12 protein-coding genes are annotated in these 13,175 nt (G+C 73.2%); 7 read left to right on the top strand and 5 right to left on the bottom strand.

Going from position 1 to position 13,175, the window contains the following annotated elements:
- The first annotated feature begins 109 nt into the window (after positions 1–109).
- Genes ACH4XV_RS38000 through ACH4XV_RS37990 form a run of 3 tightly spaced genes read left to right on the top strand, consistent with a single transcriptional unit; the run spans position 110 to position 4,646 of the window.
- Positions 110–2,050, top strand: coding sequence for a DUF4135 domain-containing protein (locus tag ACH4XV_RS38000; protein WP_395797365.1), 1,941 nt, complete (start codon positions 110–112; stop codon positions 2,048–2,050).
- Positions 2,047–3,345 carry a hypothetical protein gene (locus ACH4XV_RS37995; RefSeq protein ID WP_395797363.1) on the top strand — a complete coding sequence of 433 codons (1,299 nt, stop codon included), beginning with the start codon at positions 2,047–2,049 and terminating at the stop codon, positions 3,343–3,345. Before ACH4XV_RS38000 ends, ACH4XV_RS37995 begins: the two co-directional genes overlap by 4 nt.
- Positions 3,342–4,646 (top strand): cupin, encoded by a 1,305-nt coding sequence (locus ACH4XV_RS37990; protein ID WP_395797361.1) that lies wholly within the window; start codon positions 3,342–3,344, stop codon positions 4,644–4,646. The genes ACH4XV_RS37995 and ACH4XV_RS37990 overlap by 4 nt, the downstream gene beginning before the upstream one ends.
- Here ACH4XV_RS37990 and ACH4XV_RS37985 read toward each other — a convergent pair.
- Both ACH4XV_RS37985 and ACH4XV_RS37980 read right to left on the bottom strand, forming a co-directional pair.
- Complete coding sequence (locus ACH4XV_RS37985) at positions 4,633–6,093, bottom strand: sensor histidine kinase (protein ID WP_395797360.1); 1,461 nt, start codon at positions 6,091–6,093, stop codon at positions 4,633–4,635. The two genes, ACH4XV_RS37990 and ACH4XV_RS37985, sit on opposite strands and share 14 nt — an antisense overlap.
- On the bottom strand, positions 6,087–6,821 hold the full coding sequence (locus ACH4XV_RS37980) for a response regulator transcription factor (RefSeq protein ID WP_395797358.1): 735 nt from the start codon (positions 6,819–6,821) through the stop codon (positions 6,087–6,089). The genes ACH4XV_RS37985 and ACH4XV_RS37980 overlap by 7 nt, the downstream gene beginning before the upstream one ends.
- A gap of 610 nt (positions 6,822–7,431) precedes the next feature.
- Here ACH4XV_RS37980 and ACH4XV_RS37975 point away from each other — a divergent pair.
- On the top strand, positions 7,432–7,824 hold the full coding sequence (locus tag ACH4XV_RS37975; protein ID WP_395797356.1) for a hypothetical protein: 393 nt from the start codon (positions 7,432–7,434) through the stop codon (positions 7,822–7,824).
- A 90-nt stretch (positions 7,825–7,914) separates the two neighbouring features.
- Here the strand turns inward: ACH4XV_RS37975 and ACH4XV_RS37970 are convergent, their stop codons facing one another.
- Entirely contained in the window at positions 7,915–8,811 is an 897-nt protein-coding gene (locus ACH4XV_RS37970; RefSeq protein WP_395797354.1) for a sigma-70 family RNA polymerase sigma factor, read from the bottom strand.
- Positions 8,812–8,913: 102 nt separating this feature from the next.
- Here ACH4XV_RS37970 and ACH4XV_RS37965 point away from each other — a divergent pair, with 102 nt between their 5' ends.
- Positions 8,914–9,375: a carboxymuconolactone decarboxylase family protein gene (locus ACH4XV_RS37965; RefSeq protein WP_395797352.1), complete on the top strand. Its 462-nt coding sequence runs from the start codon at positions 8,914–8,916 to the stop codon at positions 9,373–9,375.
- Between the two features lie 153 nt (positions 9,376–9,528).
- Here ACH4XV_RS37965 and ACH4XV_RS37960 read toward each other — a convergent pair whose 3' ends face one another.
- Positions 9,529–10,308: an alpha/beta fold hydrolase gene (locus ACH4XV_RS37960; RefSeq protein ID WP_395797350.1), complete on the bottom strand. Its 780-nt coding sequence runs from the start codon at positions 10,306–10,308 to the stop codon at positions 9,529–9,531.
- Between the two features lie 543 nt (positions 10,309–10,851).
- On the opposite strand from ACH4XV_RS37960, the gene ACH4XV_RS37955 reads away from it, so the two are divergent.
- Positions 10,852–11,493 carry a hypothetical protein gene (locus ACH4XV_RS37955; protein WP_395797348.1) on the top strand — a complete coding sequence of 214 codons (642 nt, stop codon included), beginning with the start codon at positions 10,852–10,854 and terminating at the stop codon, positions 11,491–11,493.
- Positions 11,494–11,768: 275 nt separating this feature from the next.
- Positions 11,769–11,996 (top strand): hypothetical protein, encoded by a 228-nt coding sequence (locus ACH4XV_RS37950; RefSeq protein WP_395797346.1) that lies wholly within the window; start codon positions 11,769–11,771, stop codon positions 11,994–11,996.
- Positions 11,997–12,115: 119 nt separating this feature from the next.
- Here ACH4XV_RS37950 and ACH4XV_RS37945 read toward each other — a convergent pair whose 3' ends face one another.
- Positions 12,116–13,039 carry an anti-sigma factor RsbA family regulatory protein gene (locus tag ACH4XV_RS37945; protein WP_395797344.1) on the bottom strand — a complete coding sequence of 308 codons (924 nt, stop codon included), beginning with the start codon at positions 13,037–13,039 and terminating at the stop codon, positions 12,116–12,118.
- Positions 13,040–13,175: the final 136 nt, after the last annotated feature.

Below are 13,175 nucleotides of genomic sequence, written 5' to 3'. Positions count from 1 at the left end.
GCATCCGACGCCCGGATTCGCACATCCCGAGCCCGGCCGAGGCCGGCCCGAGTCGCGCCCGAGGCCGGCCCGAGTTCCGCCCCGCCCCCTCACGGAAGGACGATTCGTCTTGGCCACCACGCTGCCGGTTCCCGTGCTCGACCGGCTGATCCGGCATGTACGGGAGGGCGGCGCCCAGGAGGTGTTCCCGCCCGTCGTCACCGACGGACCCGCCGAAACCCTGGCGCCCGACAGCGCGTTGGGCGGTGTGCGGGACGCCGAACAGGTGGCCGCGCTGCTCGCCGAGGACCGGTTCGCCCCCTTCCGGCGCGCGATGGAGCGACTCGACGCCTGGAGCGTCCGCGCCGCCGCCGGCGTCGACGCCGACCTCCTGGCGCCCGGCGTACTCGACCCGGTCGACTCCGCGCTGTTCGGCCCCACGCTGAGCGCGATCTTCACCGCGTGCCACCACTCCCCGGCGGAGGTGGCCGAACGCCTGGCGGATCTGCGCGTCACCCAACTCCAGTCCGCCCTCGACCTGTTCCTCGTCCGCCTGGGCACGGACCTGGGCACGGACCCGGGGGCACCGAACCGGCCCCGGGACCCGCGCCTGGCCGGTCCCGTCGTCGAACTGCGCGCGCACGGCGCGGAAACCCACAACGGCGGACTCCGGGTGCTACGACTGGCGTTCGCGGGAGGCGGCGCGCTCGCGTACAAACCGCGACCGGCGAACGGCGAAGCCCTGTTCCTGGCCGACGGCCCGATCGGGGACGACCGGCAACCCGCCGACCCGGCCGGCCTGTTCGCACGGATCAACGCACTGCCGGAGGCCGCCGGACCGGTGCGACTGCCGACACTCGCCACCTGGACCGGCAGCGGCCCCGGCGCGCGCGGCTACAGCTGGCACGAGTGGATCGAACCACCGGCCGAGCAGGGTCCCGTCCGCGTCGACGGCTCGACCACGATGACCGGCACGGTCCTCACCCCCGAACAGGCGCGCCGCTTCTGGCATCGGGCCGGCAACCTCGCCGCGACCTGTATCGCCTTCGGTATCTCCGACCTGATCGGCGGCAACGTCCTGGCCGGAGCGCGCCCGCACCGGGAGCACGACGAACCCATGCTGTACCCGGTGGACCTGGAGTGCTACTTCACCGGATCGAGCGGACTGCGCGCCACCGGCCTCCTGGGCCCGGCCCCGTCGCCCGCCGAGGCCGGCGCCGACGACTTCGAATACCCGCCCGGCCTGGAGGACACCGCCGACTGGCGGGCCCTCGAGGGCGGCGCACTGGTCTGGCGACGCTCGGCCGACGGGATGCTGCGCCTGCTGCCCATGGACCGCCCACCAACCCGCACGGTGGTCCCCTCCGCCGTCGCGGACACCGAGGGCGGGTTCGGCCGCGCACCCCACCTCCTGTCGATGCTGCGCGGCATGTTCGACGCCTGGACGCTGCTGTGCCGGCACCGCGAGGCGGTGCGGCGCGAGCTGGAACCCCGGGCGCGCCGGGCGTACATCCGCATCGTGCCGCGCCCGACCGCCGACTACGCCCGGGCCATCGACGCCCGCCTGCGCGGCACCACCGCGGAGCGCTACCCGGACGGCGAACCCTTCAGCGTCGACGAGAAGGCGCAACTGAGCCGCTGGGACGTGCCCTACTACTTCTGCGCGGCGGCCCCGGCCGACGGCGACCCGGCCGGCTCCGGCGCACCGCTGCTCACCATAGCCCCCGCGCCGGAACCCTTCCTGGCCACGCCCGTTCCGCTCCGGGAGAGCCCCGAGGCGGAGGTCCCCGAATTCCCCACGGCCGGACTGCACCGCTACGCCGACCCCACCCTGGCCGCGCTCGGCCCGGCCCTGCGCGACGCGGTCGTCGGGGTGATCGAGCAACTCCCGGACACCCGAACCCTGGTGGACCCCGCACTGGGGGTGACGCTGCGCTGGTCCGAGGGCGGCGCCGACGGCCGGGTCGACTTCGACTGGCCGAGGGCGGGCCGGCGGATCGGCTACGAGTGGGCCGGCGGCACGCTGCGCATCCACCTCGCCAAGCTCGGCACCCCCGCGGAGGCGTCGTGAGCGGCACGGCAACCGGTAGGACCGGAAGGACCGGGCCGGCGGCCCCGACCTACGGGTCGACCGACGAGCGGAGCGGAGCCGACTGGCGCGACGTCTGCGCCCGCGCCTGGGATCGCGAACCGGCCCGCGTATCGCATGTCGTGCCCCCGATCGACGTGGTCACCGCCTTCCGTACCGCGACCGCGATGAGCGGCCCGTTCCGCGCCGGGGCGCGCCCCCGATCGGTTTCGGCCGTGCGCTTCTTCACCGTCGACGGCCGACTGGCCGCCCCCGGCGCCCTGTTGCCCACCGAGGACGACTACGACCTCGATCGTTACGCGGACCGGCTCGACGACGAACTCGACGGCAAGGGCTGGCTCCTGACCATCCGGCACCCCTTCGTCCTGGACTTCCCCCGCTGGGCGCGGGCCCGGGACGCGCTGGCCGGACTGTGGTCCAGGATCGGATGGCCGGCGCTGCCGCTCACCTCGGAACTCTGCTTCGGCCACGGCTTTTGCACCCCACCACCCGCGCCCGGGACGGACGTGCTGACCTGGGTACTCGCCGGCACCCATCGGCTCGACGCCGGCGCGGGCGATGTGCTGTACCAGCCGGCGGCGGCCGTGGAGCCGGACGGGGGCGAAGAGTTCACCGCTCGGGCCGCAGTGTTGCGGATCACCGTGCCCACCGATCCGACCACCGCGCTCCCGGCCGTACGCGGCGTGCTCCAGGACCTGGTCCGCCGTGATCCGGTGGCCGCCCAACCGATGCCGTACCTGCCCTATCCGCCGCCGGAGAACGCGGACGGCTCGACGCCGCCGATCGCCGAGTTCGCCGAGGTCGCGCAGGTGCTCGGCCGGGTGGCGGGCGACCCGGACGGAGAGTTGACCCGCACGGTGCGCCGCCGCTGGGCCGCCCGACGCACGGCGGCCGGCCTCGAACCGGTACCCGAACCCCGCTCCGCCACCGCACCCGGCCCCGGCACCGAACCGGCCATCGACGCCCGCTCCCGATTCCGGCTCGCCGCCGAGGTCCTGCGGGTGCCAGAGGGCCCCTCGGCCGAAGTATGGGCGGTCAACGGCCTGTTGCTCCCCGTACGCGGCGCACTGGCCCCGCGCGTCCTGGCCGCCCTGGACCGGCGGCGCACGAGCGACCTCGCCGAGGTGTGCGCCGACGTGGGCGTGACCGGCCACACCACCCGCGAGGAGGGCGTCCTGACCCTGCTGCGCGTGTTGTACCGGGTGCGCGCCATCGAATCGGCGGCCGACGCGGACACGACGGAAACGACGGAATCGACGGCGGGGGAACGGCCATGACCGACCGCACCGGTGGCGTCGACGTCATCGACGGCCTCGACTGGGACCTGATCGCCGACCGCTACTGGGACCGCCGACCGGTCCTGATCCGCCTCCCGGACGGCCCGTCGGCCCACCCCTTCCGCCCGGACGACGTGTTCGGCTCCGCCGTGGCCGCCACCGCCGCCAACGCCGCCGGGGAGATCCCCAAACACGTGCGCTTCGCCGTCGACCGCGACCTTAAGTCCCGCCCCGACGGCTGGCTGCCGCTCGCCGAGGACGACTCGCTCGACGGCTACGCCACGCGCCTCGCCGAACGCCTCGACGGCCGCCGGTACTCGCTGACCGTGCAGGCGTTCCACGCCTTCCACCACCCGCTGTGGCGCTGCGAACGGACCTTCTACGACGGTGCCTTCCGCCGCTTCGGGCTGCCGCTGAGCAGCGCCATCACCACCATGTTCCACGGCAACTACGAGCACACCCAGATCGGCGCGCACAAGGACCGGTTCGCGTCGTTCATGTTCGCCCTCCAGGGCCGCAAGGTGATGCGCTTCTGGCCGGAGCGGCCGTGGACGGAGGCGGTCACCTCGGTGCTGGACTACGAGCGTTACCTGCCGGGTTCGTTCGCGGTCGAGGTGCACGCGGGCGAGATGCTCTACTGGCCGTCGAGCCACTACCACGTCGGGGAAAGCGCGCTCGACGACACCCCGGCGACCAGTGTGAATGTCGGCCTGCCCCGCGAGTTCACCCGCGCCGCCTTCGAGGTGGCGGAGTATCTGACCGATCCCACCCCCGAGTCCATGCTCAGCGAGGAGATGGAGACGGCCGGGCTGCCGCCGCTCGCGGGTCCGTCCTGGGCGCCACCCGAGGGGGTCGAAGGGCCGCTGTCGGCAGGCGTTTTGCCCGCCGCGCTCGACCAGGCGGTGGACTTCTTCCGCTCCGGCGCGAACGAGGAGGCGGCCCGCGAGTGGGTGGCGACGTTGTCGCTGCGCCGCTGGACGGCCGGCGGCTTCTTCCCCGCGCCGCCGCCCGCGCCACACAGGCCGTTGAGCGACGGGGTCGCCGTCGGGCTGCCCGCCGACGAGCCGGTGCGTTGGCAGGACATCGGCGCGGTACGGATCGTCGCCGCCTGCGGGCACACCACGCGCACCCTCCTGCCCGCCGAGACCTTGGCCCGCCTGCTCGCCGCACTGCGCGCGCCCGCACGGGCCCCACGGGTCGGCTCGCTGCTCGACGAACTGCCTCCACCCGTACGGGAGGACGGCCGGCGCCTCCTGGAGGACCTGACCGGCTTCCACGCCCTCACCGTCACGAAGGACTGAGCCTGTAAATCGGCCCGCCGGCCCCACCGACCGGGCCGGCCTCCGCCAAAGCGGGCAACCGCACCTCGACCACCGTCCCTCCGTCGGGCGCCGGGCCTATCGTGATCGTGCCGTGGTGCATCTCCACGATCGCCGCGACGATGGACAACCCCAGACCGCTGCCGCCCTGGGTGCGGCTGCGGCTCTTGTCGGCCCTATGGAACCGGTCGAAGACATGAGGCAGATCGGCGGCCGGGATACCCGGGCCGCGGTCGCGGACGGTCAGCACCGCCTCGCCGCCGGCGGCGCGCAGCTCGACCTCGGCCGGGGCATGCACGGGCGTATGCATCCGGACGTTGCCGAGCAGGTTGGCCACCAACTGCCGCAGCCGATCCTCGTCGCCGAGCACGCTCACCCGGTCCTCGGCCGGCAGGCCCGCACAGGTCAGCGGTCGGTCGGGCTCGACCGCGGCGGCGTCGCGGCAGGAGTCGGCGACCACCCGGGTCAGGTCGACCGGTTCCAGGTCGGTGTCCTGTTCCTCGTCCAGGCGCGCGAGCAGGAGCAGTGCCTCGACCAGCCCGTTCATCCGGCGTATCTCGGCGCGCATCCGGTTCACCGCGTCGTCCACCGCGGCCCGGTCGGGCAGCGCGCCGCGCTGGTACAACTCGGCGTATCCGCCGATGGATTGCAGCGGATTGCGCAGTTCGTGCGAGGCGTCGGCGACGAATCGGCGCAACCGTTCCCGGGAGGCGTCCCGGGCGGCCAGCGCGGCCTGGATCCCGTCGAGCATCCGGTCGAGCGCGATGGCCAGCCGGCCGACCTCGGTGCGCGGACCGATCAGCGGATCGTGCACGCGCTGTGCGCAGTCGCCGGCGGCGATCATGTCGGCGACCCGGGCGGCGCGCTCCAGTGGCCGCAACTCCCGCCGCACGAAAAGCGCGGCGAGCAGGGCCAGGGTCGGCAGCGCGATGCCGACGGTGGCCAGCACGACGTAGAGCGCGTGGTCGGCCGCCGCCTCGGTCTCGCGCACGCTCAGCGCGATCAGGGCGGTGCGCCCGTCGGTCAACTCCTGTACCCGCACCCGGAAGCTCTCCCGCGAACCCGGTTGCGCCGAGCCGGTGGTGAACGTGGCGCCGGTCGCGGGCAGCGGACCGGTCAACCTCGGCCCCGGGCCCTGGGGTTGCCGGTGTACGACGGCGAGCGCGACGTACAGGCCGCCCGGGTACTCCAGCCACACGCCCGGATCCAGGCTCATCGGCGCGTTGCTGCGCTCGCGGGTGTCCAGCGCGCGCAACGCTGCCGCGGTGGTGTCCAGTTGCTCGTCCAGGCGGTCGAACAGCGACTCCCGGAGCACCCCCACGGTCACCGCGGCGCAGGTGTTCAGCACGACCGTGCACACCACGATGATGACCACCACCAGGCGGCGGTGCAGAGGTTGGGTGCGGATCCGCGCGTGCAGCCTCAGCACGGCGGGGTGCGCAGGCAGTAGCCGACGCCGCGCCGGGTGTGGATCAGCGGCGGACTCTGCCCGTCGTCGATCTTGCGGCGCAGGTAGCTGATATAGGTGGCCACCACGGTGTCGTCGCCGTTGAAGTCGTAGGACCAGACGTGTTCCAGGAGCCGGGCCCGGGTCAACACCCGATCCGGGTGCAGCATCAGGTAGCGCAGCAGGCGGAACTCGGTGGGGGACAGGTCGATGTGCCGGCCCGCGCGGCGCGCCTGGTGGGCGGAGGAGTCGAGTTCGAGGTCGGCCACGCGCAGCACGTCGCCGCCGGGGTCGGCGCGGCGGGTGCGGCGCAGGACCGCCTCTATGCGCGCGGTGACCTCGTCCAGTCCGAAGGGCTTGGTGATGTAGTCGTCGCCGCCGGCGGTCAGCCCGCGCACCACGTCCTTGCGGGTGTCGCGTGCGGTGAGGAAGACCACGGCGACGGGCAGGCCGTCGGCGCGCAGTCGGCGCAGCACCTCGAAGCCGTCGCCGTCGGGCAGCATGATGTCGAGCAGGACCAGTTCCGGCAGGAAGTCCCGGGCCACGGTGAGCGCTTGGCGTCCGGTGCCGGCGGTGCGCACGTCGTAGCCGACGAAGCGCAGGAACCGGGTGACGGTGTCCACGATCGCGGGCTCGTCGTCGACGACCAGGAGGCGACCGCGCTCGGTCGGCGGCGCGGGCGAACCGGCCGATGGCTCCGCAGTGTTCATCTGGTTCCTTCTCGACGCGCGTTTCGCCGGACGGGCGTGCCCCGGCCCGGTACCAGCGTGGCCCACGAACCGGCGTGCGTTCCATGGGAGTCGTGTGTGAAATGGGCCTTTCACGGCCCGGTTCGCGGGGGTCGGGAGACGGTCGGCTCCTGGCATGTACGGGGTCGATCGACGCGGGAACGGCCCGTGCCGCGGTCCCGGCGGCCACCGGACAGGCCGCGGCGGTCCGCGGCGCGCGGGGTTGACGGTGGAGCTGGGCGGCGAGGCGTTCGTCGAGGAGACCGCGCCGTTCGGCGTCGCCGTGTGATCAGGTCCGGGCCGGGATGGAGCCGACGGGGCCGGCGGGTCCGGCCGGCCCGAGGGACGGGCGGCGCCGGGCGCGGGCGGTGGGTGGGCGTGGTGACCCGCTCCCGGTGGGTGGTGCCGCGCATGTCGTGGACCGTGACCGCGTGACCGCTGAGCGGAATCGAGCGCCGGATCGGACGTGGTGGACGTGCTGCGGGTGCGCTACGGGGGCGCCTGAGGCGGGTGGTACGCCCGGTGGGTGGCCCCGACGCCCGATGGGAACATACGTTCGAATTCGGGTTCGATCGGGGCTACCATGATCGGCATGACCGAGCCACCGGACGTCGACGCACTGGAGGCGTCGTTCTCCGGTGGCCGAGCGACCCTGGGGCAACGCGTCGACGCCACCCGCGCGCAGGCGGCCCGCGCCGGCGCCGAGGCGCCGCGCCACGCCCAACCCGGACCGCCGCCACCGGCGGAGGGCACGTGGGTGTGGGTCCGGCAGCCGGAGGACCGCGGCGTACTGCTGTGTCGTGTGGTGCGCTGGGAGCGCACCGCGTCCGGCGCCTGGGCGCTGCGCGTCGACCTGCCGATCTGGGCCGGATACCGTGTCCCGGGCGGGTACGAGATCGACGGGTCGCACCACCTGCAGATCGCGCCGACGCACGCGCTGATCGAGATCCCGGGCCAGGACTACAGCCGCATCCCGCGCCCGTAGGGCGTACCCGCGTCACAACGCCCCGGCGCGCGTCGGCGGTCGGCGCGGAGGCCGAAGGCCCTTCGCACCGACCGCCGTGGGGCGATCCCGTCAGCCCGTGAGCACGCTCAGGTCGATCCCGGCCAGCCGCTCCGGGTCGGTGAGGATGTCCAGCGAGGTGATCCGCCCGTCCTCGATCGTGAACGCCATCACCGACAGCGGCGTGCCGTCGGAGGCCAGCGAGACCACGCCCGGCGTGCCGTTGATCAGCGCCGAAAGCGCGATTTCGGCGAAGCGGGCGAAGGTGATCGCCTGCGACGCCACCTCGGCCGCACCGCGCCGGAGCAGGCTCGGCCGCAGCGTGCCGCCGTCCGAGCGAGCCACCACCTCGGGGTGGAGCACGGCGACCAGGGCCTCGAAGTCGCCGCCGCGCGAGGCGGCGAGGAACGCGTCGACCACCGCGCGCCGCCGACCCGGGTCGGGCTCCGGCGCGGGCGAGACGCCCTGGACCCGGCGCCGGGCCCGACTGGCGAGCTGCCGGGTGGAGGCGAGCGTACGGTCCAGAACCGGGGCGATCTCGTCGAACGGCACGCCGAACATGTCGTGCAGCACGAAGGCCAGCCGCTCGTCCGGGGCCAGCGTCTCCAGCACCACGAGCAGTGCGATGCCGACCGAGTCGGCCAGCAGGATCTCCTGCTCGGGATCCATGCCGTCGGGACCGCTGACGATCGGATCGGGCAGGCGCACGAACCCGTCGTCGTCCTGCAACGGATCCTCCCGGCGCGCCGTCCGCGACCGCAACATGTCCAGGCACACCCGACCGACCACCGTGGTCAGCCAGCCGCCCAGGTTTTTCACCTCCGAGATGTCGGACCGACTCAGCCGCAACCACGCGTCCTGAACCGCGTCGTCGGCCTCGCCGAGCGAGCCCAGCATCCGGTAGGCCACCGCCCGCAGATGCGGCCGGTTCTCCTCGAACCGCTGCGCCAGGAAATCTTCTTCGCTCACCTGTCACATCTCCATCGGCCGTTTCGTCAGTGCAGTGAAGGACGATAACCGGCCGGTACACCAACGAACCGACCGCCCACGATCGAGAGAGAAGAAGGCGTCATGAGCGCTCGGATGAAGAACCCCGCCATGGTCCTGCCCGACACGATGCAGGGCATCCAGTCCATCTACAAGGCGATGTACTCCGGCGGCGTGTCGCAGGAGGTCCTGGAACTGGTCCACCTGCGCGCCAGCCAGATCAACGGTTGCAGCGCCTGCGTGTTCGCCGGGGTCACCAGCGCCAAGAAGGCGGGCACCACCGACGAGCGGCTGCACGCCGTCGCGGCTTGGCGCGAGGCTCCCTTCTTCTCCGACGCCGAGCGCGCCGCACTGGCCCTGACCGAGGCATCGACCCGGCTCGCCGACCACAGCGGCCAAGCCGTACCGGACGCGCTGTGGGACGAGGTCGCCGACCACTTCGACGAGCGGCAGCTGTCCGCGATCATCCTGATGATCTCGATCACCAACTTCTTCAACCGGATCAACACCACGATCGAGGAGCCGGCCGGCGCGTCCTGGGGCTGAGCCGCCGCGGCGCGGGGCGGCACCCGGGATCCCGCGACGGTCCCGGGGCCGACACCACGCGCGGAGGGCGTGCGTGGTGTCGGCGGAACGGGGGTCGAAGGCGTGCTGCGGCGGACGCGCCTTCGACGGTCGCTCGGGCCACGCGGGCAGGGTTCAGGAGCCGACGGGCAGGAACGCGTCGAGGATCGGGAGCAGCAACTCGGCGCGTCCGGGCACGGCCATGTGTGTGGTGTCCGGCAGGACCGCGAGCCGGGACGAGGGGATCAACCCGTGCATGAACGCGGCGTGTTCCACCCGGATGAAGTCGGTGTCCCCGATCACCAGGAGGGTGGGCGCGGCGATCGCGCGCAACTCGTCGTCGGTCCATTCGGTGAAGCCGTGCGCGACGGGCTGGAGCTTGGCCAGGGTCGCCCCGAAGGCGGTCGGGTCGGGGGCGACCCGGGCGTACGCCGCGACCATCGCCTTGAAGTCGGCCTCGGTCGGCAGGCGCGGCGAGGTCTGCTCGGGGGCGGAGATCTCCGGGAAGTAGCCGTCGTGCCGACAGTGCGTGGCCAACAGGGCCAGCCGGTTCACCCGTTCCGGCGCGCGCACCGCCGCACGCAGCGCGGTCAGGCCGCCGAGGCTGTAGCCGAGCAGGTCGGCCCGATCGATGTCGAGGTGGTCGAGCAGCGCGATCACGTCGTCGGCCAGCACCTCCAGCGAGATCTCGCGGTCGGTGTCGGCGGTGTGCCCGTGCCCCTGCAACTCGACGCCGATCACCCGCCGGTTCGCGGCGAGCGCGGGCAACAGCGCACCGAAGGACAGGTCGATGGTCTGCGCCCCACCGTGGAGCAGAACCAACGGGGGCGCGGCTCCCTCGACACCGTGCTCCTCGTAGTACATCTCGATCCCGTTGACCGGCGCATAGCCGGCGGTGCGTGCACTGATCGTCATCCCGCTGTTCTCCTGACCCTCGACCGAGTGAATACGCGACGTCACACTCATTGGACCGCCGGGGCCGGCAAAACTCATCGCGGGCTCGCGGAGGTGGGCGCGCGGACGTGCTCCGGGTTGCGGTGTCGGGTTTTGGGGCGCGCTTGGGGGTGTTCTCAGGTTGTCTTCATCGCGGCGTTCGCCGCCGTCCCCGTCGTCGGATTCGCCGTCGAACGGCACGCTCAGCCCCGGGCGACGACCCGATCGCCGTCGGTGGCGACCACGCAGTGTTCGGGGAACTCCTCGGGCACCCGGCCCCGACAGCGCGCCCAGCACCGGATCCTGCGGTACGAACTCCGGCCAGGTCTTGGTGATTTCGTCGAGCCGGGATACGAACGCGGGGCGTTCGGCGAGCGTGGTGATGCGGATGCCGTCGACGTCGGTCACGACACGGCGGCCTGCCACAATGACCGAGGCGCGGGGCGGCGGGTACGCGCGGGGGAACCCGTTCGGAGCGGGCCGCGTCCATTCACCGGATGTGCCGACGGAAGGGGAGTCCGCACGATGGGTGGACGGCGGGTCGCCGTGGGGACGGCGTGGCTGCGCGGGGCGGTCGTACCGGTCGTGCTGGCCGTGACGGTGACGGTGACCGCGTGCAGCGATTCGGGTGGGGGCGGGTATCGGCGGTCCTCTCCGGATCAGGCGCCCTCCGCGCTGCCGTGGACCGGGGAGGGGGCTCGGCTGACCCTGGCGACGGTGCGCACCCGGGTCGCGGTGTTCCGGCTGCGGGTGCCCACCGACCGCTGGGTGCAGGGCGACTCGGCGGCGGTGTCCGGCTCGTTCTGCCCGGGCGCGCGGGTCGTGGTCAATCGGGGCATGGCCGGCCCGGATCTGGTGATCCAGTCCTTCGGTACGGCCTGCGACCCGCGCACCATGCCGGGATGGGAGGGCCTGAGCCCGAAGGACCTCTACCGCACCGAGTCCGACATCCCGACGGACCGCCCGGTCGAAACCGTGCCCACTCCGCTCGGCCGAGCCGTGATGTTCGCCGGCACGGTCGGCGAACCGACGGCCGTCGTCTTCCTCGCCTCCCCACTCCTGCCCGACCACCCGACCCTGGTCATCCGTACCGGCGGCCAACCCCAACTCTTCGCCACAACCCAGCTGGCCGACCTCCTCCACAACGGCCTACTCCGGCCGGAGTAGCCCCGGGCGGCGCGGATCAGGCCGTCGGCGAGCGGCGTGGCCCCGTCGCCCCGGGCGCGACGGCCCGCCCGTCGTCGCGGTCGATCACCCGGACGGGCCAACCCCGCCCCGCCTGTCTCGACGGCCGATCGCGTGCCGGTGACCTCGTACTCCGTGTCCCCGCACGCGGATCGGGACCACCCGGCCCGGCTCGGGGCGGCCCCGGCCCGGATGCGCGCGGGACCGCCCCCGGATTGCATGGTGAAGCCGGTGAATCCCAGCACACGGGAGCGGAAATGCATGTGATGCGAGCGGTCGAAGGTCCGGACAACGTCGTGTGGCACGCGATGGAGGGCGAGGACACCGCGCTGTGCGGCGAGACCCTGCCGAACTTTCGTGAAGTGCACGGCAGTCGCCGGCGGGAGACGTTCTGTGTGGCGTGCATGATCGAGATCGAACAGATCGCGGCGCCGGGTGCGACGCCGGGCGCGGCGCCGGGCGCGACACCGACCTCCCGACACTGAATCCCCTACCAGTCCGTCCCACCAGTCTTTCCACCCCGCGGCCCCGACCTCACCCGCCCGCTCCTTTGGGCGAACGAGGTCGGGGCCGTCGCGCGGCGGCACCGGCTTGGGGCGAGCGATCAGTCCGACACCCGCAGGCGCAACCGCACGGTGGTGCCGGTTTCGGTGGAGCGGATCTGGACCAGGTCGCAGATCTGGTTGGCGATCCACAGGCCGCGTCCGCCGTCCTGATCGGTGGTCGGGCGGTGACGGCCGGCGAGCGGGTCGGTGATCCGGCCGGCGTCGTGGACGTCGCAATGCAGGTGGGCCCCCTCGGACCACAGCACGATCGTGCCGGCCGCACCGCCGTGCACCACGCTGTTGCCGGTGATCTCACCGATCGCGAGCAGCGCGTGATTGACCCGGGTTGCGGTCGCGTCGGGCAATATCCGCCGGACCAGCGTCCGGACACCGGCCAGTTCGCCCGCCCGGAAGGCCAGGCGTTCGGCATGCCCCGGGGCGGCCGGCAGCGGCGGCCCGCGCAGGATCGCCGCGTACACGTCGGCGTCCCGGCGCGAGTGCCGCTCGTCGGCGGCGTCGGCCGGCAGCGGGGGGTGGGTGCGCCGCGCCTCGGCGATCACCTCGGGGTGCAGGCCGGCGACGTCGTACGGACACAGCAGCCACCACGGCTCGTCGGCGAAGGCCAGGTCGAGCAGCACCTCGTGGTGGCCGCACTCGACCAGTTCGGCCGCGTCGCGACCGACCCAGATCGGCTCGCCGACGCCGCGCCGGCCCCGAGGGCCCTGCGCCGCCGTCCACTCCCGCCAGGTCGGAATGATCCGCGCCGGATTGCGGCCGACCCGCTCCATGTCGATCCAGGTCACCAGATCGGCGTCGGCGGCCAACTCCTTGCGCAGTGCGCCGGCGCGCGGTTCGATCACCGCGACGGCGACCGCCTCGTCCGCGCGCAACCCCGCGCGCACGAAGGCCGCCGTGCGCTCGACGAAGTCGTCGAGGCCCGCGTACAGCAGCGCCTCGTGGCGAAACCTCGGGGCCGCGTCCATCCGGGCGTCACCTTCCCCAGTGCCGGGTGGGGAGTCGTTCCCGGACCCGCCGGTTCCAGTGAACCTACCCGATGACCGCAAAAGCGCCGAAGCACCCCAGGACGGCCGTGCGGGCGGCCGACACGGTACGCGACCG

The organism is Embleya sp. NPDC020630 (assembly GCF_044334985.1).
GTDB lineage: Bacteria > Actinomycetota > Actinomycetes > Streptomycetales > Streptomycetaceae > Embleya.
This window is presented reverse-complemented; position numbering and strand designations above follow the sequence as displayed.